The organism is Variovorax sp. DXTD-1 (genome assembly GCF_003984625.1).
GTDB lineage: Bacteria > Pseudomonadota > Gammaproteobacteria > Burkholderiales > Burkholderiaceae_C > Variovorax.
The window spans coordinates 112,407-134,703 of the sequence record NZ_RWKH01000003.1 but is presented as its reverse complement, the minus strand read 5'-3'; the positions used below and the strand labels follow the sequence as shown (position 1 = coordinate 134,703).

Below are 22,297 nucleotides of genomic sequence, written 5' to 3'. Positions count from 1 at the left end.
ACAGGAGATGGGCTATGAATAGAGTGATCGACGGGTTTTTCCGCGTGCTGGAATTCCTTGTGGTGGTGTGCATGGTGGCCATGGTCATCATGGTGTTCGGCAACGTGATCTTGCGGTACGGCTTCAACTCGGGCATTTCCGTGTCCGACGAAATGTCGCGCTATTGCTTCATCTGGCTCACCTACATCGGTGCCATGGTGGCAATGCGCGAAGGCGCGCACCTGGGTGTCGACACGCTCATCAAGCGCCTGCCGCTGGGCGGCAAGAAGTTCTGCTTCTTCATGAGCCAGTCGCTCATGCTGTTCTGCAACGTGCTGTTCCTCATGGGCACTTACGAAATGCACGAACTGCAGGTCACCAACATATCCCCCGTGGTCGGCATTTCGATGATCTGGATCTACGGCATCGGCTACGTGGTTGCCGTGGTCATGGGCATCTTCAATATCGAAAAGCTGTGGCGGCTGTTCCGCGGAAGGGTCTCTGAGCAGGAGCTGATCCAGGTCATGGAATCTGAAGAGCAGGTGCTCGAAGTGGCTGCACACGGCAAGGTGGCGCAATGACAGTCACCATCTTCATCGTGTCGCTGCTTGGTGCCATGGCGCTGGGCATTCCAATTTCGTATTCGCTGCTGGTGTGCGGCGTGTCGCTGATGGGCTGGCTGGCCTACACCGGTGGCCTGCCGGCGTTCGACAGCCAGATCATTGCGCAGCGCTTTGTCGACGGCGCCGACAACTTTCCGCTGCTTGCCGTGCCGTTCTTCCTTCTGGCGGGTGAATTCATGAATGCCGGGGGGCTGAGCCGCCGCATCGTCAACCTCGCGATGGCTTGGGTGGGCCATTACCGGGGCGGCATGGGCTACGTGGCGGTGCTGGCGGCCATCATCATGGCGTCGCTGTCGGGCTCGGCCGTGGCCGATACGGCCGCGCTGGCCGCACTGCTGATTCCCATGATGAAGGCCGCCGGGTACCGGCTCGATCGCTCGGCCGGCCTGATTGCCGCGGGCGGCATCATTGCGCCGGTCATTCCGCCGTCGATCGGTCTCATCGTGTTCGGCGTGGCCGGCAACGTGTCGATCACCAAGCTGTTCCTGGCCGGCATCGTGCCCGGCATCCTGATGGGCGTGGCAGTGGGCATCGCCTGGTGGATCGTCGCCAAGAAGGAGAACGTGAAGTCCGCGCCGCGCGTCGGCTGGGGCGAGCGGCTCAAGGTCACGGCACAGGGAAGCCTTGCGCTGGCGCTGCCCCTCATCATCATCGGCGGCATGAAGTTCGGCATCTTCACGCCGACCGAAGCGGCCGTGGTGGCGGCGGTCTACTCGCTGATCGTCGGCCTTTTCGTCTACGGCGAGCTGAAGTTCAAGGACCTGTACCGGCTCACGCTGGCGGCCGGCAAGACGACCGCCGTGGTGATGTTCCTCGTGGCGGCCGCCATGGTGAGCGCCTGGCTCATTACGGTAGCCAACATCCCGGGCGAAGTGGTGTCGCTGCTCGAGCCGTTCCTCGACAACAAGATCCTGCTGATGTTCGTGATGATGGTGCTCATCGTCATCGTGGGCACCGCGCTCGACTTCACGCCCACCGTGCTGATTCTTACGCCCGTGCTGATGCCGGTGGTGCTCAAGGCCGGCATCGACCCGGTGTACTTCGGCGTGCTGTTCATCATGAACAACGCCATCGGCCTCATCACGCCGCCCGTGGGCACGGTGCTCAACGTGGTGAGCGGCGTTGCGCGCATCTCGATGGACGACGCTTTCAAGGGCGTGATGCCGTTCTTCATCGCTCACCTGGTCGTGTTGTTCACGCTGGTGTTCTTCCCTCAGATCGTGACCGTTCCGCTCCAGTGGTGGATGGGTCGCTAGTTGCTTTTTTCGTCAGTTCATTCAACCTCAATCGAAGGAGACAAACCATGTTGTTCCGCAGAACCCTGATGACCGCCGCCCTCGTGGCCGGCGGCCTGATGGCATCGACCGGTGCCATTGCGCAATTTGCCGAGCGCACCATCAAGTTCACCAATGGGGTGAACGAAGACCACCCGGTGGGCGTGGGCGTCAAGAAGATGCAAGAGGTGCTGGCCGCCAAGACCGGCGGCAAGATGAAGATCGTCGCCTTCTGGGGCGGCGCCGCGGGCGGCGACCTGCCGGCCACGCAGGCGCTTCGTGCCGGTACGCAAGAGATGGTGTGCACCTCCAGCTCGCCGCTGGTCGGCATCGTGAAGGAGCTCGGCGCGTTCGACCTGCCGTTCCTGTTCGCCAACGAGAAGGAAGCCGATGCAGTGCTCGACGGCCCCGCCGGTGAATACTTCAACAAGAAGCTCGAAGCCGCGGGCCTTGTGAACCTGGCCTACTGGGAGAACGGCTTCCGCAACCTGACCAACAGCAAGAAGCCTGTGGCCAAGCCCGAGGACTTCGAAGGCGTGAAGCTGCGCGTGATGCAGAACAACATCTTCCTGGACTCGTTCAAGACCCTGGGGGCCAATGCCGTGCCCATGGCTTTCGGCGAAGTGTTCACCGCACTTGAAACCCGCACCATCGACGGCCAGGAAAATCCCTTCGTGACCATCGAGACCTCGAAGTTCAGCGAAGTGCAGAAGTACCTGAGCGTGACGCGCCATGCCTACACGCCGTTCCTCATCCTCTACAGCAAGAAGCTGTGGGACCAGCTCAACCCGCAAGAGCAGGCCGTCCTGCGCGAAGCCGCCAAAGAAGGCCAGAAGGTCCAGCGCGAAGCCAATCGTGCGCTCAACGAGAAGGCGCTCGCCAACCTGCGCAAGACCATGACGGTGAACGACGTGTCGCCGGCCGAGCAGAAGCGCATGCTCGACAAGGTGAAGCCCGTGTACGACAAGAACGTGCCCAACATCGGCGCCGAAGCCGTAGGCGTGGTGACCGACGCGCTGAAGAAGGCGCGCGGCGGCTGATCGATTCCTGACGTGGTATCGGGGCCGCGCAGCGCAAGCTGCCGCGGCCCTTTTTTTGTGGAGTTTCAAAAATTGAAGATCACCGAAGTCGAAACCATCCGCCTTGGCGAGTTTCCCAACATCCTGTGGGTGCGCCTGCACACCGACGAGGGCCTGGTCGGCCTCGGCGAAACCTTCATGGGCGCGGAGGCGGTCGAAGCCTATCTGCATGAATGGGCGGCGCTGAAGCTGCTCGGCACCGACCCGCTGCAGATCGAGGCGCGCAACCGCGACATCACCGGCTATCTGGGCTGGCGCGGGTCGGGCGTGGAAACGCGCGGCAACTCGGCCGTCGATATTGCGCTGTGGGATTTGTTCGGCAAGGCCGCCAACATGCCGGTGCACACCGCCCTGGGCGGCAAGAGCCGGGACGCGATCCGCATCTACAACACCTGCGCCGGCTATCAATACATTCGCAGCGCGACCAACCAGACCAGCTCCAACTGGGGCCTGTCCAACAACAACGGCCCCTACGAAGACCTGCAGGGCTTTCTGTACCATGCCGACGAGCTGGCCGAATCGCTGCTGTCCGAAGGCATCACGGCCATGAAGATCTGGCCGTTCGACCCCGCTGCGGAAAAGAGCCACGGCCAGTACATCAGCAATGCCGATCTCGACACCGCCTTGGAGCCGTTTCGCAAGATCCGCAAGGCCGTCGGCAGCAAGATGGACATCATGGTCGAGTTCCACAGCCTGTGGCGCCTGCCCATGGCGCAAAAAATCGCCCGCGCGCTGAAGGAGTTCGACACCTTCTGGCACGAAGACGCCATCCGCATGGACAGCCTCGACCTGCTCAAGCAGTACGCGAAGGATTGCGATGCGCTCATCTGCGCCAGCGAGACGCTCAGCTACAAGTGGGGCTTCAAGGACTACCTGCAGACCGGCGTGGCCGGCGTGGCCATGCTCGACCTGAGCTGGTGCGGCGGCCTTACCGAAGCACGCAAGATCGCCGCCATGGCCGATGCCTGGCAACTGCCGGTGGCACCGCACGACTGCACCGGCCCCGTAGTGTGGGCTGCGTCGACGCACCTGAGCCTGCATGCGCCCAACGCGCTCATCCAGGAGAGCGTGCGCGCCTTCTTCACCGGCTGGTACAAGGAACTCGTCACCGAGCTGCCGAAGGTCGAGAACGGCATGATCAGCCTGAACGACAATCCCGGGCTCGGCCTCGAGCTGCTGCCCGACCTGCACAAGCGGGCCGACGCGATGGTGCGGGTTTCGAAGCTCTGAGCTTTGCTTCGTTGGCCGATTGCGTTCAGTCGGTGCGCAGCCTCAGCAGCGCACGCACAAAGCCGTGGTCCGAGCGCGAGCGGTCGCGCCCTTCGTGGAGGTGATCGTTGAAATAATCGACCCGGCGCACGTCGCCCAGGCTGCGCCGGCTGGCCGCAACGAACTCCTCGCTCACGAAGATCTGGTCGAGCACCGCCGGAAAGCCCTGGTGGATGTGCGAATAGGCCACGTCTTTCTTGAGCGCCGACTCGCCCTGCATCTCGTAGGCGTTGAAGAGCGCCACGTCGCGCGCGGCCTTGTCGTAGGCCACGTCGGAAGTGGCGGCCACCAGTTGCGTGGTCACGCTGTGCGGCTCGTCGTTGAAGTCGCCCATCACCACCAGCGGCGTGTCCGTCCCTTGCAGCAGATCGATCACGATGCAGCGCAGGGCGGCGGCCTCGACCCCCCGCATGACCAGAGAGCGCAGCGAAGCCATCGCGCCCACCTTGCGGTCCTCTCGGTCTTCCAGGTGATTGCCTTGCGCGTCTTGAAGGAATTTCGGGCGCTTGGACTTCAGGTGCACCGTCAGCACATGCACCTGTTGCCCGTGCTTCATGCGCAGCGTGACCAGAAAGGGCGGTCGCTCGAAGCGCGTGTGCGGGCCCAGGCCCGGCACGTCGACGCCGAAGCCCGGCGGAAAGCCGACAAAAGACTGGGCGTGGTCCACGTGCAGCCGCGTGGCAATGCCGACCCGCGGCGTGCCTTGCGCACCGTCGTGCGGCGGCGTGTTCTCGGCGCCGGGTACCGAGACGAAGTCATAGCGCAAGCCGCTGCGCGCAATGGCGGCCTTCAGCGCGCTCTCGTCCCAGACCTCCTGCACCGCGAGCACATCGGCGTTGAGCGCATGAAAGCGCTCGCCGATCCAGCCGATCTTGCGTTCGTATTCACGCTCGTCGTAGGCATCCTGGTTCTCGTAGAACACCCGATGCGGGTTCGCGAGATTCAGCAGGTTGCACGTGGCGACAAAGAGCGTGGCGTAGTTGGGCGGGATGTATTGCATGGCCCCGCGATTGTGTCCGCCCGTCGTGGCGGACGGAGCGATACCTTTGGTATTAATGGGCGAAGAGGCGGCCGGTGCGGCTTTGTTGCGTCGCTGACAAAGGCGCGAGGAATGTGCTGAATTTGTGTTCTGACGACGTTTATGTCGGGACTTGTAAAACGACAATTCAATGCTGCGGCCTTTTGAGTCCGCACTCGCGCAGACCCATGCTCCGCGCCAAATGCCCAACGGGAGGAAATAGAAGATGACGATTCGATCGACCTGTGCTGTCTTGCTGGCGTGCGCTGCACTCGCCGCGTGCCAGTCTGCCCCTTTGTACGAGCCTGGCCGGCGCGCGCTCGTTGCCGCGCAGGAAGACGAGGAGCGCACCGTGGTCGGCCAGCCGGTGCCCGGCACTGCGTTTGCGCAGCTTCGGCCCAGCATGAGCTACGCGGAAGTCATCAAGATCGCGGGCAAACCCAACGCCGAAACCGTCAGGAACACAGGCAAGGCCTGGATCCCCACCTACAACGGAACAGACCGGTGGCGTCACTACCTGGCCTACAAGGGGCAGGGCGTGCTGGTCTTCGCCGGCACCGCAGGTGGGGAAATCGCCGAGATCTCGCGCACCAAGTCGTACACGCCCGACGTGCTGATCCAGATCGTGCACAACCCCGCGGACAGTGGGAAGCTCTGAGGCGGTCTCGGAAAAAACAAAGGGCACCTCGGTGCCCTTGTTCAATTGCGGGGTAGGTGTTCTACCCGCGGTTCCGCTTAACGGCCGAACGAACGCCCACCGCCGCCGCCACCGGAACGGTTGCCACCGCCACCGCCGTAGCCACCGCCGCCACCCGAGCGACCACCGCCGCCCGAACGGTTGCCGCCGTAGCCACCACCGCCGCCGCCCGGACGGCCGCGACCGCGTCCGCCGCCCATGTGGTCGACGCTCGTGCGCAACGGATCAGGCTGGCCGTCGCCGCCCGCGACCGCTTCGGCGCGCAGGTGCGCAACCTGGTTGGCTTGCGTCGGGCTGTGGCTGTTGCCGTGATGGCGCGGTTGGCGCTCGTCATGCGGCAGATGATTCTGCTGTTGATGATGCTGGGGCGCATGGTGCGGTGCGCGCGCCGGGCCTTGCGGTCCGCGGCCTTGTGCCGGACGAGCGCCCTGGCCGCGCGGGCCTTGGCCTTGGCCACCGCCGCCATTGGCGTTGCGGCCTTGACCGCCGCCACCTTGGCCGCCGCCACGGCGTTGACCGCCTCCGTTGCCGCCACCGCCACCGGCGCGTTCGCCGCCACCCTGGCCGGCCTTGTTCTCGCGAATGCGTTGCAGCATTTCGGTGCGGGCAGCCTTGGCGGCCGCCTGCATCACGTCGCGGCTCGGCGGACGGCCTGCGCCGCCCCAGATCGTCTGGCGGCCCATGGCGATGGGCTCGGCGCGTTCGCCGTCTTCAGGGCCGAAGCCTTCGATGAACTGCACCGGAATCGTCTGCTTGGTGAAGCGTTCGATTTCCTGCATGAAGCCTTCTTCGTCCAGACAGACAAAGCTCACGGCCTCGCCGCTCGAACCGGCGCGGCCGGTGCGGCCGATGCGGTGCACGTAGTCTTCGCTGACGTTCGGGATTTCGTAGTTGACGACGTGCGGCAGCTCGTCGATGTCGATGCCGCGGGCGGCGATGTCGGTGGCCACCAGCGCGCGGATGTCGCCGCTCTTGAAGCCGGCCAGCGCCTGCGTGCGTGCGCTCTGGCTCTTGTTGCCGTGCAGCGCCATCGCCTGGATGCCGTTCTTGGTCAGGAACTCGGCCACGCTGTTGGCGCCGAACTTGGTGCGCGTGAACACGAGCACCTGGCTCCACTTGTTCTCGTTGATGATGTGCGCGAGCAGCGCCTTCTTCTTGCCGCGGCCCACCGGGTGAATCACCTGGGTGATGCGCTGCACGGTGGTGTTGCGCGGCGTGACCTGGATGCTTTGCGGGTTCTTGAGCAGCGTGGCGGCCAGATCGCGGATTTCGTCGCTGAAGGTGGCCGAAAACAGCAGGCTCTGCTTTTCCCGGGGCACCAGGGCGAGGATTTTCTTCACGTCGTGGATGAAGCCCATGTCGAGCATGCGGTCGGCTTCATCGAGGATCAGCATCTGGACCTGGCTCAGGTCGAGCATGCCTTGCTGCTGCAGGTCGAGCAGGCGGCCGGGGGTGGCCACGAGAATGTCGACGCCCTTCTTGAGCTTGCTGATCTGCGGGTTCATGCCCACGCCGCCGAAGATCACGGTGGAGTCGAGCTCCAGGTACTTGCCATAGGTGCGGACCGACTCTTCGACCTGGGCCGCGAGTTCGCGCGTGGGCGTGAGCACCAGCGCACGAATGCCGATGCCGCCGAACTTGTTGGTGGCGCTGGCGCCCGTGCTGAGCTTGTGCAGCATCGGCAGGGTGAAGGCGGCCGTCTTGCCGGTGCCGGTCTGGGCGCCGCCGAGCAGGTCGTGGCCATCGAGAACCGCGGGAATGGCTTGCGCCTGGATGGGGGTGGGGGTGTCGTAACCGTGCTCGTGCACAGCCTTCAAGATGGCGGGAGCCAGCTTCAGTTCATCAAAATTCATTGGAAACAATAAGCGCCATACACGGCGCAGTGGCATCGGCCCGCTTGGCGTCTTTTGGTAACGCCGAGCCAGTCAAGGCAGATGAAGGTCAGGGGTGGGAGCCGGAAAGTCCGCCCTCGCAAAAGGGTTGGAAAGGTCTTTCTTCGTCCCCGGCAGAGAGCCGGTGTTGCGGGCAACTGGACCCGGCAACGGTGCCTATTGTCGCATGAGTCGATAATCCATGGTTTGCCGCGTCCGAAAGCTTCTTTGGGCGCCCGCACTTTCCCCTATTTCCGCTACCCAAGGTAACTATCCACAGATGGCCCAATACGTCTATTCGATGAACCGTGTCAGCAAGACCGTGCCGCCCAAGCGGCAGCTCTTGAAAGACATTTCGCTCTCCTTCTTCCCCGGCGCCAAGATCGGCGTGCTCGGCCTGAACGGCTCGGGCAAGTCCACACTGCTCAAGATCATGGCGGGCGTGGACAAGGAGTTCGAGGGCGAGGCGCTGCCCATGCCGGGCATGACGATCGGCTATCTGGAGCAGGAACCCAAGCTCAACCCCGAGCACACCGTGCGCGAATCGGTCGAGGAGTCCATGGGCGCGGTGTTTGCGGCCAAGGCGCGCCTCGAAGAGGTGTACATCGCCTATGGTGCCGAAGACGCCGACTTCGACGCGCTGGCGGCCGAGCAGGCCCAGCTCGAAGCCATCATCGCCACCGCCGGCACCGATTCCGAGCATCAGCTGGAAATTGCCGCCGACGCGCTGCGCCTTCCGCCGTGGGACGCGAAGATCGGCCTGCTGTCAGGCGGCGAAAAGCGGCGCGTGGCGCTGTGCCGCCTGTTGCTGTCCAAGCCCGACATGCTGCTGCTCGACGAGCCGACCAACCACTTGGACGCCGAATCGGTGGAGTGGCTCGAAGTGTTCTTGCAGCGTTTCACCGGCACCGTGGTGGCCATTACCCACGATCGCTACTTCCTCGACAACGCGGCCGAGTGGATCCTGGAAATGGACCGCGGCCGCGGCATTCCGTGGAAGGGCAACTACAGCACCTGGCTCGAGCAGAAGGGCGAACGCCTGGCGCAGGAGCAGAAGAGCGAAGAAGCCCACGCCAAGGCGCTGAAGAAGGAACTGGAATGGTCGCGCCAGAACCCGAAGGCTCGCCAGGCCAAGAGCAAGTCCCGCCTGGCCCGCTTCGAAGAGCTGAGCGACATGGAATACCAGAAGCGCAACGAGACGCAGGAAATCTTCATTCCTGTGGCCGAGCGGCTGGGCCAGCAGGTGTTCGAGTTCCACAACGTCAGCAAGTCCTTCGGCGACCGCATGCTGATCGACAACCTGAGCTTCACCGTGCCACCGGGCGCGATCGTCGGCATCATCGGCCCGAACGGCGCCGGCAAGTCGACGCTGTTCAAGCTGCTCGCGGGCAAGGAGAAGCCGGATTCGGGCGAGGTCATCATCGGCCAGACCGTGAAGATGGCCTTCGTCGACCAGCACCGCGACGAGCTGGCGTCCGAAAAGACCGTGTGGGAAGACATCTCGAACGGCCTGGACATCATCAATGTCGGCAAGTTCCAGATGGCGAGCCGCGCGTACGCGGGCCGCTTCAACTTCAATGGCGCCGACCAGCAGAAGAAGGTCGGCACGCTGTCGGGCGGTGAACGCGGCCGCCTGCACCTGGCCAAGACGCTGATTGCGGGCGGCAACGTGCTGCTGCTTGACGAACCGTCGAACGACCTGGACGTGGAAACCCTGCGCGCCCTGGAAGATGCATTGCTCGAGTTCGCCGGCACCGTGATGGTCATCAGCCACGATCGCTGGTTCCTCGACCGCATCGCCACGCACATCCTGGCGGCAGAAGGCGACAGCCAATGGACCTTCTTCAACGGCAACTACCAGGAGTACGAAGCCGACAAGAAGAAGCGCCTGGGCGAAGAAGGCGCCAAGCCCAAGCGCATGCGCTACAAGGCTCTGAAATAGGCTCGCCCCCAGTCTTCACGCACTTCGTGTCGCTTCGCCAACCCCTATCCCGGGGGGGCAACACCTGAGGCCCGGCAAGCCGGTTCCTCGGTGTTTCCGGAAGAGACCTCAGGGTGCTTCGACAAGAGCGCGCTGCTCCGCAAGGGGCAGCGCGCTTTTTCGTCGATCAAGCGGTCTCTGCAGCAGGCGCTTTCGGCGGCGGCGTGCGGGGCGCGAAGTCGCCCGGCTGCGGCCAGCGCAGTTGCACGCGCTTTTGCACCGCGTGGATGTTGTTGCGCAGCGCATAGAGTTCGTCGGCGTAGGAAAGCGGCACGGCCACCTTGTTCACCACGCGGTCGAGTTCCTCGAGTTCGCTCAGCAATTCCTCGCGGCCGCCCTGCTGCGCGTCGATCTTGGCTTCGATGTCGCGCAGCCGCGCATACCAGCGGAACACACGGCGCCGCACGCGGAATTGGTACAGCGGCGGCACCACGCGGCTCAGCGGCAGCATCAGCACCAAGAGGCCGCCAAGCACCAGCCACATGCGCTCGATCAGGTTGCTGGCCCAGAACGGCAGGTAGCGCTGCCAGAACGGCGGCGTGCCGTTGATGGCGCGGTCGCCCTCGGGGCTCACGGGCAGTTCGCTGGTGCGGGTATTCGGAAAGTCGCGCGCGCGGTTGAACCAGCCCGCATCGCTGTGCAGGCCTTGAGCGGCCTGCGCGAAGAGTTGCCGCAGCGCCGAGTGCGTTTCTTCGCGTGACAGCATCGAGGTGGTGGCCGCGAGCAGGGTGACGTCCGAGGGCGGAAGGTCTTTCGACAGGTCGACCACGCCGCGCGGCAGCGTCACGGCCGAAAGAAAGGGAAAGCGCCGCGAATAGGCGTCGGCTTGGCCGAAGTCCATCAGCTTGATGTCGGGTGCGCGCAGCAGGCGCTGCACCTGCGGCGACTGCGGCGCCGAAGCCAGCACGATGACGTCGAGCAGGCCGGCCTGCAGCGCCTCGGCCGCGGCCGCCTGTTCAAGGTTCGAAAGCTGCAGCGCGTCGGCCTCCAGGTGGTTGGCCTTGAAGAGCCTGTCCATGATCTCGGGCAGGCCGCTGCCCGGCATGTCGACGTTCACGCGCAAGCCGCGCAACTGCGTGAGCGAGGTCAGCGTGGCCGTCTTGCGGTCGATCTTCTGCGCGGTGTCGGCGCGATAGAAGAGCCATATCGGTTCGAAGAAAAGGCTGCCGAGCGAGGTGAGCCCGGCCTCCTCGTCGGCCACCGGGTCGGCACTGCCGCCGCGCACAAAGCCCACGTCGGCGCCGCCCGTGCGCAGCAGCTGCAGGTTCTCGGTCGATCCCGTGGTGGCCTTGAGCTCCACCTCGATGCCGCTGCTCTTGAGCACCTCGGCATAGCGTTTGCCGAACTGCGCGTATGCGCTGCCGGTGGGACCGGTGGCCAGCGTCACGTGCTTGGGCGGTTGCGGCTGCAGCCACCAATAGGCGGCAATCAGCACGCCGATCACGAGGAACACGATCGGACCCGCGGAGGCGATGAGATCGCGTATCGACAGCAGGATCAGTTTCAACGTCTTGGGCATGGCCATGGGGAGTTCAATCTTTCGTTGCTGCGAGGTCGCCCGCGCAGGGAACATGCAATTCGCCGACGGTGACGGCGCGTGCCGCGAGCACGGCGCGCAAGGTGGCGCGCGCCACCGCTTCGGCCGCCATGGTGCCGAGCACGGTCATGCCGGGCCTTGATTCGGAGCCGGGCCCTTCGAGCGGAACGCGGCCGGTGGCCAGCGCAAACAGCGTGTCGCCGTCGCTCATGGTGTGCACCGGGTTGATGGCGCGCGCGAGGCCGTCGTGCGCCACGCTGGCAAGGCGGTTGGCCTGCACCTTGGTCAGCACCGCATCGGTCGCGATCACGCCGAGCGTGGTGTTGGTGCCCGCGAGCAGCGGCTTGGGGAGGTCGCCGCGCAAGAGTGCACGGCGCGTGTCGAGCAGCGCAAGGCCGTCTTCGGTGCGTGCGCCGGCCACCGGCTGCGCGGTGTCGGGGTCGATCACGTCGCCCAGCGCATTGACCGCGATGAGTGCGCCGACCGTCACGCCGCCCACGGTGACGGAGGCGGTGCCGATGCCGCCCTTCATTGCCCGGTGCACGCCGAAGAGCTTGCCGACGAGCGCACCGCTGCCGGCGCCCACGTTGCCTTCTTCCGGCGCATCGCGGGTGGCGGCCTCGCAGGCTGCATAGCCGGCCGCGGCATCGGGCCGGATGCGCGCATCGCCCATGGGCAGGTCGAACAGCACGGCCGCGGGCACGATGGGCAGGGTGCCAAAGCGCACGTCCATGCCGATGTTGCGCTCCTCGAGCCAGCGCATCGCGCCTTCGGCGGCAGCCAGGCCCCAGGCGCTGCCGCCCGCCAGCATGATGCCGTGCACCTGCTGCACCAGGTTGCCAGGCGCAAGCAGGTCGGTCTCGCGCGTGCCCGGTGCGGCGCCGCGCACGTCGACGCCGGCCACCGCGCCCTCGCGGGCAAGGATGACGGTGCAGCCGGTGGGCCGGCGCGTGTCGGAGAAGTGGCCGACTTCGATGTCGGAGACATCGGTGATGGCGCCTGAAGACGAAGAAAGAGAAGTGGGTGCGGATGACGAAACAGGCATGGCGGCCGATTATGGGACCGCGCCCTCTACGATAGGCGCCATGACAGTTGCAAGAAGTTTCTCCGCGGGCGGCGCTGTGCGCCACGCGGTCGTGATCGGCGCGGGCGCCGTGGGCAGCGCAACAGCCATAGAGGCACTGCGCGCGGGCCTGCGCGTGACGGTGATGGAGCCTGGCGAACCTGGCGGCCCGCACGCGACGAGCTATGGCAACGCGGGCTGGTTGTCCTCTCACTCGGTGGTGCCGCCCGCGCTGCCGGGCGCATGGCGCAAGGTGCCGGGCTGGCTGGCCGATCCGCTCGGCCCGCTGGCGCTGCGTTGGCGCTACCTGCCGCGCGCGTTGCCGTGGCTGCTGCGCTACCTGGCTTCGGGTTGGACCGAGGCACGCGTGCAGCGCACCGCCGACGCGCTGCGCACGCTGCTCGCCGACGCACCGGCGCTGCATGCCCGGCTTGCCGCCGAGGCCGGCGTGCCGCAGCTCATCGAACAGCGCGGGCTGCTGCATGCCTACCGTTCGCGCGAAGAGTTCGAGGGCGACGCGCTCGGCTGGCGCGTGCGTGGGCGCACCGGCGTGCAATGGGAAGAATGGGCTGAGCCGCAGCTGCGGCAGCGCGAGCCGGATCTCGATGCGCGCTACACGCTCGGCATCTTCGTGCCCGAGGCCGGGCATTGCCGCAATCCGGGCGCCTACGTGGCCGCGCTCGCGCAGCATGCGCTCGCGGCCGGTGCGCAGCGCGTGGCAACGCGCGCGACGGGTTTTCGCATCGAAGGCGGGCGGCTGCGCGCGGTGCTGACGGAAGCCGGGGAAATCGCCTGCGACGCCGCTGCCATCTGCGCCGGCGCGCGCTCAGGTCCGCTGGCCGCGGCGGCCGGTTCCCCGGTGCCTCTGGAATCGGAGCGCGGCTATCACGTCGTTGTCGAAGGCGCCGCAGTGGGGCCGGGCACGCCGACGATGGTGGCCGACGGCAAGCTCATCGCGCACTGGATGGACAGCGGGCTGCGCGCCGCGGGGCAGGTCGAGATCGGCGGGCTCGATGCCGCGCCCGACTGGCGCCGCGCCGAGATCCTGCACCGGCATCTGCAATCGATGTTCCCCGCGCTCGGCGATCAGCCAGTGGAGTCAACTTCGGTGAAGCACTGGCTCGGCCACAGGCCCAGCCTGCCCGATGGCCTGCCATGCATCGGCGCCTCGAAGGCCAGTGCGGATGTGGTGCTGGCTTTCGGGCATGGGCACGTCGGCCTGTGCGGGTCTGCGCGCACAGGCAAGCTCGCAGCGCAATTGCTTGCGGGCACTACGCCCGAGACGCCGCTCGCCCCTTTCGACCCCGGCCGCTTCAGCTGACCGGAGCGTTCCCTCGGCGCGGGTCCGCCTCAGCGATAGCTCTGGTAGACGCGGCTGCCGCCATCGGCGAGCACCAGCAGAACGTCGTAGGGATCGCGCCTGTCCCCGTAGGCGGCGCCGTCCATGCCGGGTGAACCCACCGGCATGCCGGGCACGGCAAGGCCGGCGGCCTTCGGCTTTTCACGCAGCAGCCTGTGCACCTCGCGCGCGGGCACGTGGCCTTCCAGCGCATAGCCGCCGACGAGGCCGGTGTGGCACGAGCCCAGCTTGGCCGGAATGCCGAGCCGCGTGCGTGCGGCATCGTTGCCGCTGTCGTGCACACGGGTTGCGAAGCCGTTCGCGTTGAGGTGCTTTACCCAGTCCTGGCAGCAACCGCAGTTCGGGTCTTTCCAGATCTCGACCATCGGCGCGGCGGCCCATGCGGCCAGTGGCCATGCTGTCGTCGATGCGAGCGCCAGCACCGGCGCGGCGCGCAGAAGAAGGGTTCGTCTTTGCATGCGGGTTCTCCTCAGGACGCCAGTTGCGCACGGGCCTTGCCGACCCATACCTGCAGGTTGTCGAGCAGGTCCTTCTGGCTGAAGGAACAGCTCTCTTCACTGAACAGCGCGCTCGATTCCAGCCGGTCGAGCAGGTTCAGCAGCACTTCGCCATAGCGCGGCGGCAGGGCCGCGAGCAGTTCGCTGCTTGCGCGTGCTTCGTTCGACAGCGCGGTGATCGATTCGCCGCGCCCGTTGCGCAGCCCGTCGATGCGCGCGCCGATGGCGTCGAGTTGCGCTGCGGCGCTCATGTGCCGGCCTTTCCGGGCGGCGGCAGCGAGAGGCCGCGCTCGCGCATCAGTTCGCGCAGCACGTCGGGGTAGTCGGTAATGATGCCGTCCACGCCCCAGTCCATGAGCCGCAGCATGTCGGCGCGCTGGTTCACGGTCCAGGGCAGCACCTTGAAGCCGAGCTTCTGCGCTTCCTTGATGGCGGCCGGCGTCAGGTCGGCATAGGCCGGGGACCAGGCCACGGGCGCGCCGGTCTTGCCGGCGGCGGCCTTGACCAGCTGCGGTGTCGAAGCGAAGTCGGCCGCGTTGAGGCCGGCCGTCCAGCGGCTGTCCTTGAGCGTGCGCGGGGAGCTCAGGTAAGCCCGCGGCAACTGGGGCGCAAGCTGGCCGACCAGCGCCAGCGTGCGCCAGTCGAAGCTCTGGATCGTCACCCGGCCGCCCATCTGCGCCTTGTCGATTTCTGCCAGCAGGGCGCGCACCATCGGCTCGGGCGCGGCGGTATCGTCGGGCCTGGTCGGGTCGATCTTGGTTTCGATGTTGAAGCGGACCGTGGCCGCACTCGCGCCGCGTGCGCGCACGTGGTCGAACAAGGCCGCCAGCGTGGGAATGCGCTCACCGTCGCGCGGCTGCTGCAGCGCGAACTGCTTGCCATAGTTGCTCGTGGGGTTCAGCCGGCCCACGTCGTAGCTCTGAAGCTGCGCCAGCGTGAGAGAGCGGACGGTTGCGCCGGTCTTCGGCGCGAGCCAGGCGCCGTTCGCATCGCGCGTGTGGTCGGCATTGAGCGCGGTGTCGTGCGAGATGACGACCACCCCGTCGGCCGTGAGCCCGATGTCGAGTTCGAGCGTGGTCACGCCCAGGTCGATGGCCCTGGAGAACGCCGCCAGGGTGTTCTCGGGCGCAAGGCCGCGCCCGCCCCGGTGGGCCTGCAGGTCGAAGTGCTGCCTGGCCGTGGGGAGAATGGCCGCGCAGCCCGCAACGAGGAGTGCGGCGGCAAGCAGTGGGTATTTCATTTCAGCTGCACCTTGATACCGTCGTCCTGAACGGTGATGTCGCCGATCTCGTAGGTCTTGCGTCCCACCGTGAGCTCGTCCGCGGTAAAGCTGCGCAGCACCTGGCCCTGCAGCAGTTCCTGCGCCACCACCGCTCCCATCTTTTGCAGCCGCTCGGCATCGCGCCCCTCCACGCCCTGCAGCTCGAGCCGCTCGGCCTTGGGCTGGTCGAGCCGCAGCGCGCGCGTGGCGGCGTCGTAGCGCAGCGCGCTGCTGACCGAAACCACGCCTTGCACGGGCGATGTGGCGAGCAGGGGGCTCGCAATGGTCAGCGTGGCCGTGATGGCCGCGCGGTTGCCGCGTGCGTCAAGGCCCAGCTGCGGGTCGCGCAGGCCGACCATGAAGATCTCGGCGTAGCGCTCGGCCACCGGAAAGCGCTTGGCGATCTGCGTTTGCAGCTCATCGCGGGTTGCGGTGTACTCGCTGGTGAAGAAGTTGAAGCCGGCAAGCGCCGAGAGCGGCGACTGCAAGGCCGCGGCGCCCAGGAGAGCGCGCAGCATCCAGCGGCGGGAAGGGTAGGGCAGGGGGCAGGTTTCCATACTCCTCGGAGCTTGCCACAGCCTGCATGGTTCCGTTCCCCGCGCTGCTATGCGAACAGGCAAATTTCCTATGCCGGGGCCGCGCCATGCGAGACACGTTCAAGGCTTAAGCGGAAAAAATCAACAATGCAGGGCGCGACGCGAATCGGGATTTCTGGCTGGCGCTATGCGCCATGGCGGGGCCGTTTTTACCCGAAAGGCCTGGCGCAGCGCCTCGAGCTCGACTTTGCTTCGCGCATGCTCCCCACCATCGAGATCAACGGCTCGTTCTATTCGCTGCAGCGCCCCGTGTCGTACCAGGCGTGGCACGACGCGACGCCCGACGGTTTTGTTTTCGCGGTGAAGGGGCCGCGCTACATCACGCACAACCTGCGGCTCAAGGAGCCGCGTACCGCGCTGGCCAATTTCTTTGCGTCGGGCGTGTTCGCGTTACGGGCCAAGCTGGGGCCGATTTTGTGGCAGTTGCCACCGTCCTTCGTCTACAACGCCGATCGGCTCGAGGAGTTTCTGGCGCTATTGCCAAAGGACGGCCGGTCCGCCCTTGCGCTGGCGCGGCAGCACAACGAAAAACTGGGCGACGATCGCGCGTTTCTGAAGGTGCCCGCAAAGCTGCAAATCCGGCATGCGATGGAGGTGCGGCATGCGAGCTTCGAAAATCCAGGCTTCATTGCAATGCTGCGCCGGCACGGGGTTGCGCTGGTCGTCGCCGATACCGCGGGGCGCTGGCCCCTGCTCGAAGATCTTTGCGCCGATTTCGTCTACATGCGGCTGCACGGCGACAAGGAGCTCTACGCGAGCGGCTACAGCGACGAGGCACTCGATCGCTGGGCCGAGCGCATCGATGCCTGGCGCAACGGGCGGCAGGTCAAGGACGCAAGGGTGGCCGAACCCTCGCGCCTGCTGTCCCGCAAGAAGGGGCGCGACGTGTACTGCTACTTCGACAACGACGTGAAGGTGCATGCGCCGTACGATGCCGCGCACCTGGCAGCCCGGCTCGGCCTGGAGACCGGAATCGGGCCCGACGACAACTTCGATCCGCCACCCGGAATGGTTGTGGGCAAGCGTACGAAGGCGCGGGCCCGCAAGTAGCGAAAGCTTTCCGCCTCGGTCGCCTTAGTCGTGCAACGACGAGAGAAACTGCTTCAGTTCGGGCGTCTGCGGATTGCCGAACAGTTCCGCCGGCGGCCCCATCTCATGCACGCGGCCCTGGTGCATGAAGATCAGGCGGTCGCTCACCTTGCGCGCAAAGCTCATCTCGTGCGTGACCATCAGGAGCGTCATTCCTTCATCGGCCAGCGACTCCACCACGCGCAGCACGTCGCCGACCAGCTCGGGGTCGAGCGCGGAAGTGATTTCGTCGCACAGCAACACCGCCGGCTCCATCGCCAGCGCGCGTGCAATGGCCACGCGCTGCTGCTGGCCGCCCGAAAGCTGGTCGGGCATGGCGTCGAACTTTTCGGCCAGGCCCACGCGGTCGAGCAGCTTGCGCGCTTGCGAGGCCGCTTCCATGCTGCTGCGCTTTTTCACCAGCGTGGGCGCGAGCATCACGTTCTTGCCGACGGTGAGGTGCGGAAAAAGGTTGAAGCTCTGGAAGATCATGCCCACGCGCTGCCGCAGCTCGCGCATGGCCATGGCGCTCTCGTGCAGCAAGGGCTTGCCGTCGACCGTGAGCGAGCCTTCCTGGAACGCCTCAAGCCCGTTGATGCAGCGCAGCAGCGTGCTCTTGCCCGAGCCGCTCTTGCCGATGATGGCGATGACCTCGCCGCGCTTCACTTCAAGGTCGATGCCCTTGAGCACTTCGTTGGCACCGTACGATTTGCGCAGCGCGGTCACGCGCACGATCGGCGCGGCGGAAGCCTGGGTTTCAAGCATGGCGGCCATGGGATTTCCTCTCGAGGTTCTTGGCGTACAGGCTTACCGGGAAGCACAGCACAAAGTAAAGCAGCGCCACGCAGCTGAACACCACAAAGGGCTGGAAGGTGGCGTTCGAAATCATGCTGCCTGCCTTGGTGAGCTCGACAAAGCCGATCACCGAGGCGAGCGCCGTGCCCTTGATCACCTGCACCAGAAAGCCCACCGTCGGCGCAATGGCGATCTTCACGGCCTGCGGCAGGATCACATGGCGCATCTGCTCGGCAAAGCTCAGCGCCAGGCTGCCCGAAGCCTCCCATTGCCCCTTGGGAATGGAGGCCACGCAGCCACGCCATATTTCGGTGAGAAAGGCGCTGGTGTAGAGCGTGAGCGCCACGCTGGCCGCGGTCCAGGCAGACACATCGACACCGAACAGCGCAATGCCGAAGTAGGCAAGAAACAGCTGCATGAGCAGCGGCGTGCCCTGGAAAAGCTGCACGTACAAGCCGACGCCCCGGTTCATGATGCTGCCGCCGCCCAAGCGCAGGAACAGCAACAGGCCGCCCACCAGCCCGCCGCCGACAAAGGCGATGAGCGAAAGCACGACAGTCCAGCGCAGCGCCATGAGCAGGTTGCGCAGGATGTCCCAGAGAGAAAAATCGACCATATGTTTTTCCCTCTTCTTTCAGCGGCCGAAGAAAAATCTTGGCCCGGCCCAGTTGAGCAGCCGGCGCAGGCCCACGGCGAGCGCCAGGTACACCAGTGTGGCGACGATGAAGGCCTCGAAGGCGCGGAAGTTCCGGCTCTGGATCAGGTTGGCCGCGTAGCTCAGCTCTTCGGTGGAAATCTGTCCGCACACCGCGGAGCCCAGCATCACGATGATGATCTGGCTGACCATGGCGGGCCATACCTTCTTGAGTGCCGGCGGCAAGATGACGCGGGTGAACACCTGCACCTTGTCGAGCGCCAGGCTCACGGCCGCTTCGATCTGTCCCTTGGGCGTGGCCTCGATGCCGGCGCGAATGATTTCGGTGGCGTAGGCGCCGAGGTTCAGCACCATCGCAATGATCGACGCCGTCTCCGGGGTGAGTTTGACGCCCGCAGCCGGCAGCCCGAAGAAGATGAAGAACAGCTGCACGATGAAGGGCGTGTTGCGGATCAGCTCCACATAGCTGCCGACCAGCCAGCGAAGCCACGCGGGCCCGCTGGCGCGCGCCCAGGCGCAGGCCACGCCCACGGCCATGCCGATGAGGGTGGCAATGGCCGTGAGGCCGACCGTCCAGGCCACCCCTTTGGCGAGCAGCCGCCAATCGACAAGAACTGCACCGAAGTCGAATTCCATGGGCGCGCCTTCTTCTCTTCTTTACTCGTGGGGTTCAGCGGTGGCCGATCAGACGGGCAGGTCGCCGGCGGCCTTGCCGAGCCACTTCTTAGACATCGTGTCCAGCGTGCCGTCTTTCTTGGCAGCGGCAATGATCTCGTTGACCTTGGCCTTCAATGCGGTCTCGCCCTTGGCAATGCCGATGAAGCAGGGGCTGTCTTTCAGCAGCAGCTTGAACTCGGCGTTCACCTTCGGGTTCTTGGCGAGCATGTCGCCCGCCACCGCCGCGCTGGTTGCAAGGGTTTGCGTCTGGCCGGCCACGAAGGCGGCGATGGTCGCGTTGTTGTCCTCGAAGCGGCGGTAGTCGACATTCGGCGGCGCCACCTTGTTCAGCTCCTGGTCTTCCATTGCGCCGCGCGTCACGGCCACGGTCTTGCCGACCATGTCGGCAAAGCTGGTGAGCTTCATGCTCTTGGCTGCATACACGGCCTGGAAGAAGGGGGCGTAGGCGGCAGAGAACTCGATCACCTTCTCGCGCTCGGCGTTCTTGCCCAGCGTGGAGATCACGAGGTCGGCCTTGCGGGTCTGCAGGTAGGGAATGCGATTGGCGCTGGTCACGGGCACCAGCTCGACCTTCACGCCCAGCTTGGCGGCAATGAGCTCGGCCATTTCAACGTCCAGGCCCTGGGGCTTCATGTTCTTGTCGACCGAGCCGTACGGCGGGTAGTCGGTCGGCACGGCGATCTTGATGGTCTTGGCCTTCAGCACGTTGTCCAGGGCGTTCTGGGCCTGGGCGGTGCCAGCCGCGGCCAGCATGGCAACGGAAGCAAGCGCGAGCGCGAGGTGGCGTTTGGACGAAGAGAAAGTCATAGCAGGGCTCCTAGGTAAGTCGAAGAATCGGTGTCATTGGGAGAAGACGCGGCCGCCTTGCGCCGCCTTGGCTTGGCCGCGGTGTTCTGTTGCAGCGGCGCCAGCGCGTCGCGCAGTTGCGCGAGCGGATCGGTCGGCGCCTGCACACGCAGCGCTGACTGCACCGTGCCGATGTGCGCGGCCATCAGGGCTTCGGCGGCGGCGTGGTCGCCCCGTTCGAGTGCGGCAACGATCTGCACGTGGTCTTCGCACGACTGCACTGCGTCGTGCGTGCTTTGATAGAGCATGGCGATCAGCGTGGTGCGCGCGGTGAAGTCGCGCAGCGTGTCGGCCAGCAGCGTGTTGCCCAGGCATTCGGCCAGGCACACATGAAAGTCGCCCAGAAGAAAGCTGCGGTTCCCGACGTCGCTTTCCTTCAGCGCCGCCTTTTCACGTTGAAGGTGCGCCTTCAACTGGCGCAGCGCGGTCTTGTCGATCTTGCCGGTGCTGCCCGTACTTCGGATCAGGCCAAGCTCGATGACGCGGCGCGCCTCGAAGGCTTCGCGCGCTTCTTCCTGCGAAGGTTCAATGACGAACCAGCCGCGCCGCGCGCTCACCGTCACGATGCCGCGCGCTGCCAGGCGGGTGAGGGCTTCGCGCACTATGGTGCGGCTGCAATCGAAGAGCATGGCCAACTGCTGTTCGCCCAGGCGCGAACCTGGGGCGAGCTTCTGCGCCATCACCGCTTCTACGATGCGTGCACTGATTTCGGATGCGGATGTAGACATTGGTCTGCATACCAGCAGCTTTTGTGCCAACTGGTATGCAAGATATGTGCACCGAAATGGGTTTGCGCTGCATGCCGGTGGTGCGTGGCGCTTGTTTGGGCGCCGCTGTCCGGGGCGGCGCGCCTGCCGACGGGGTACCTTTCTCCGCGAATGTCCCCCGGCCTGCGGCCTCCTCCTTTATTTCGCTGCGCAAGGCACCCCGCCAGCGGGTGCGTTGTAAGGAGCAGTCGTTGATCAGCGGTACACCACGAGCGTGCCCCAGTGCACAGGGCATCGGGTGCTCCGCGCAGCGAAATAAAGGAGGAGGGGCGCAGCCCCGGGGGACATTCGCGGAGGGGAGTACCCGGTGGCCTTTGCACACGCCCTGAACTGAACCCGCCAGCGACACCCTACACCGAACCCGCGAAATCAATCCATCCGAGCGCCCGAAGCCTTCACCGCCTTGTCCCAGCGCGGCGTCTCGGTGGCAAGAAAGCGCGCGAAATCTTCGCTCCCCAGATAGGCCGGGTCTGCCCCCTGACTCACCATGCGGTCGCGCACCTCGGGGCTGGTCAGCACCTGCTTGAACGCATCGCTCAACCTTGCGACCACGTCCTTGGGTGTGTCCTTCGGGGCGAAGAAACCGTAGAAGCCCACCACCTCGAAACCCTTGATTCCCGATTCGATGACCGTCGGTACATCGGGCAGCGCCGGGTTGCGCTCGCGGCTGGTCACGGCCAGGGCGCGGACCTTGCCCTGCTTGTGATAGTTGGCGGCCTGCGGAATCGACTCGGCCATGAACTGCACTTGACCGCCCATCAGGTCGGTAAACGCCGGGGCGCTGCCGCGGTAGGGGATGTGCACCATGAAGATGCCCGTTGCCGTCTTGAACATCTCTGGCACCAGGTGGCTGATGCCGCCATTGCCGGCCGAGCCGTAGTTGACCTGGCCGGGCCGCGCCTTGGCATAGTCCACGAACTGCTTGAGGTTCTGCACCGGCAGCTTTGGCGTGACCAGCAGGGCCAGCGGCTGCATTGCGGTGCGCGCAATGGGAACGAAGTCGCGCTGCGTGTTGTAGGGCAGCTTGCTGTAGAGCGCGCCATTGATCACCGCCACGCCGGTGTTGGCCAGCATGAGCGTGTAGCCGTCGGCCGGGCTCTTGGCGACGGCGTCCGCACCAACCGAGCCGCCCGCGCCGGGCTTGTAGTCGACGATCAGTGGCTGGCCGAGCACGGCCTGAAGCTTGTCGGTCAGCAGGCGTGCATGCTGGTCCAGAGGGCCGCCGGCCGGAAATCCGATGACGACCTTGATTGGCTTGTCGGGATAGGCGGCCAGGGCTGGGGCGGCCGCGCCGAATGACGCGATGGAAAAAGCCGCCAGGATGGCGGCGCGGACGGGGTGAGCCATGGATCGTCTCCTCTTTTTAGTGGAGACGATCATAAG

Annotated in this window: 22 protein-coding genes; 8 read left to right on the top strand and 14 right to left on the bottom strand. The window is 65.6% G+C overall.

The features are described 5' to 3' along the window. Positions 1-14: 14 nt before the first annotated feature. The 4 genes from EJI00_RS04120 (at position 15) to EJI00_RS04105 (ending at position 4,185) form a co-directional block, all read left to right on the top strand. Entirely contained in the window at positions 15-560 is a 546-nt protein-coding gene (locus tag EJI00_RS04120; protein WP_126746202.1) for a TRAP transporter small permease, read from the top strand. Next, entirely contained in the window at positions 557-1,858 is a 1,302-nt protein-coding gene (locus EJI00_RS04115; protein ID WP_126746201.1) for a TRAP transporter large permease, read from the top strand. Before EJI00_RS04120 ends, EJI00_RS04115 begins: the two co-directional genes overlap by 4 nt. 47 nt (positions 1,859-1,905) lie before the next feature. Further along, complete coding sequence (locus tag EJI00_RS04110; protein ID WP_126746200.1) at positions 1,906-2,916, top strand: TRAP transporter substrate-binding protein; 1,011 nt, start codon at positions 1,906-1,908, stop codon at positions 2,914-2,916. Between the two features lie 72 nt (positions 2,917-2,988). Next, the gene (locus EJI00_RS04105; protein ID WP_126746199.1) at positions 2,989-4,185 is read left to right on the top strand and encodes a mandelate racemase/muconate lactonizing enzyme family protein; all 1,197 of its coding nucleotides are present in this window, start codon (positions 2,989-2,991) and stop codon (positions 4,183-4,185) included. 25 nt (positions 4,186-4,210) lie between these two features. Here EJI00_RS04105 and EJI00_RS04100 read toward each other — a convergent pair whose 3' ends face one another. After that, positions 4,211-5,224 (bottom strand): endonuclease/exonuclease/phosphatase family protein, encoded by a 1,014-nt coding sequence (locus tag EJI00_RS04100; protein WP_126746198.1) that lies wholly within the window; start codon positions 5,222-5,224, stop codon positions 4,211-4,213. A gap of 244 nt (positions 5,225-5,468) precedes the next feature. Here EJI00_RS04100 and EJI00_RS04095 point away from each other — a divergent pair, with 244 nt between their 5' ends. Beyond that, entirely contained in the window at positions 5,469-5,900 is a 432-nt protein-coding gene (locus EJI00_RS04095; RefSeq protein WP_126746197.1) for a hypothetical protein, read from the top strand. Between the two features lie 77 nt (positions 5,901-5,977). On the opposite strand, the gene EJI00_RS04090 is transcribed toward EJI00_RS04095, so the two are convergent. Continuing rightward, complete coding sequence (locus tag EJI00_RS04090) at positions 5,978-7,792, bottom strand: DEAD/DEAH box helicase (protein ID WP_126746196.1); 1,815 nt, start codon at positions 7,790-7,792, stop codon at positions 5,978-5,980. A gap of 298 nt (positions 7,793-8,090) precedes the next feature. Between EJI00_RS04090 and ettA the strand changes: the two genes are divergently transcribed. Next, positions 8,091-9,752, top strand: coding sequence for an energy-dependent translational throttle protein EttA (gene ettA / locus EJI00_RS04085; RefSeq protein ID WP_126746195.1), 1,662 nt, complete (start codon positions 8,091-8,093; stop codon positions 9,750-9,752). Positions 9,753-9,918: 166 nt separating this feature from the next. Here the strand turns inward: ettA and EJI00_RS04080 are convergent, their stop codons facing one another. Next, on the bottom strand, positions 9,919-11,316 hold the full coding sequence (locus tag EJI00_RS04080; RefSeq protein WP_126746194.1) for a TAXI family TRAP transporter solute-binding subunit: 1,398 nt from the start codon (positions 11,314-11,316) through the stop codon (positions 9,919-9,921). 7 nt (positions 11,317-11,323) lie between these two features. Next, positions 11,324-12,373 (bottom strand): P1 family peptidase, encoded by a 1,050-nt coding sequence (locus tag EJI00_RS04075; protein WP_126746193.1) that lies wholly within the window; start codon positions 12,371-12,373, stop codon positions 11,324-11,326. 40 nt (positions 12,374-12,413) lie between these two features. Here EJI00_RS04075 and EJI00_RS04070 point away from each other — a divergent pair, with 40 nt between their 5' ends. Beyond that, a complete protein-coding gene (locus EJI00_RS04070) occupies positions 12,414-13,712 on the top strand; it encodes an NAD(P)/FAD-dependent oxidoreductase (protein ID WP_126746192.1) in 1,299 nt (432 codons plus the stop codon). 29 nt (positions 13,713-13,741) lie between these two features. Here the strand turns inward: EJI00_RS04070 and EJI00_RS04065 are convergent, their stop codons facing one another. The 4 genes from EJI00_RS04065 to EJI00_RS04050 are packed head-to-tail and all read right to left on the bottom strand — an operon-like array spanning position 13,742 to position 16,027. Then, the gene (locus EJI00_RS04065; RefSeq protein ID WP_126746191.1) at positions 13,742-14,209 is read right to left on the bottom strand and encodes a DUF411 domain-containing protein; all 468 of its coding nucleotides are present in this window, start codon (positions 14,207-14,209) and stop codon (positions 13,742-13,744) included. A gap of 11 nt (positions 14,210-14,220) precedes the next feature. After that, a complete protein-coding gene (locus EJI00_RS04060; protein ID WP_126746190.1) occupies positions 14,221-14,499 on the bottom strand; it encodes a hypothetical protein in 279 nt (92 codons plus the stop codon). Continuing rightward, positions 14,496-15,488, bottom strand: coding sequence for a glycerophosphodiester phosphodiesterase (locus EJI00_RS04055; RefSeq protein WP_126746189.1), 993 nt, complete (start codon positions 15,486-15,488; stop codon positions 14,496-14,498). Before EJI00_RS04055 ends, EJI00_RS04060 begins: the two co-directional genes overlap by 4 nt. Continuing rightward, a complete protein-coding gene (locus tag EJI00_RS04050) occupies positions 15,485-16,027 on the bottom strand; it encodes a DUF1439 domain-containing protein (RefSeq protein ID WP_258501519.1) in 543 nt (180 codons plus the stop codon). The genes EJI00_RS04055 and EJI00_RS04050 overlap by 4 nt, the downstream gene beginning before the upstream one ends. Positions 16,028-16,192: 165 nt before the next feature. On the opposite strand from EJI00_RS04050, the gene EJI00_RS04045 reads away from it, so the two are divergent. Further along, entirely contained in the window at positions 16,193-17,155 is a 963-nt protein-coding gene (locus EJI00_RS04045) for a DUF72 domain-containing protein (protein WP_126746187.1), read from the top strand. 24 nt (positions 17,156-17,179) lie between these two features. Here EJI00_RS04045 and EJI00_RS04040 read toward each other — a convergent pair whose 3' ends face one another. From EJI00_RS04040 to EJI00_RS04015, 6 genes are all read right to left on the bottom strand, one after another. Beyond that, positions 17,180-17,947, bottom strand: coding sequence for an amino acid ABC transporter ATP-binding protein (locus tag EJI00_RS04040; RefSeq protein ID WP_126746186.1), 768 nt, complete (start codon positions 17,945-17,947; stop codon positions 17,180-17,182). Continuing rightward, positions 17,931-18,584: an amino acid ABC transporter permease gene (locus EJI00_RS04035; protein WP_126746185.1), complete on the bottom strand. Its 654-nt coding sequence runs from the start codon at positions 18,582-18,584 to the stop codon at positions 17,931-17,933. Before EJI00_RS04035 ends, EJI00_RS04040 begins: the two co-directional genes overlap by 17 nt. Positions 18,585-18,602: 18 nt before the next feature. After that, a complete protein-coding gene (locus EJI00_RS04030) occupies positions 18,603-19,259 on the bottom strand; it encodes an amino acid ABC transporter permease (protein WP_126746184.1) in 657 nt (218 codons plus the stop codon). 48 nt (positions 19,260-19,307) lie between these two features. Further along, the gene (locus EJI00_RS04025) at positions 19,308-20,108 is read right to left on the bottom strand and encodes a transporter substrate-binding domain-containing protein (protein ID WP_126746183.1); all 801 of its coding nucleotides are present in this window, start codon (positions 20,106-20,108) and stop codon (positions 19,308-19,310) included. Next, entirely contained in the window at positions 20,105-20,875 is a 771-nt protein-coding gene (locus EJI00_RS04020) for a GntR family transcriptional regulator (protein WP_126746182.1), read from the bottom strand. The genes EJI00_RS04025 and EJI00_RS04020 overlap by 4 nt, the downstream gene beginning before the upstream one ends. 408 nt (positions 20,876-21,283) lie before the next feature. Continuing rightward, the gene (locus tag EJI00_RS04015; protein ID WP_126746181.1) at positions 21,284-22,261 is read right to left on the bottom strand and encodes a Bug family tripartite tricarboxylate transporter substrate binding protein; all 978 of its coding nucleotides are present in this window, start codon (positions 22,259-22,261) and stop codon (positions 21,284-21,286) included. Positions 22,262-22,297: the final 36 nt, after the last annotated feature.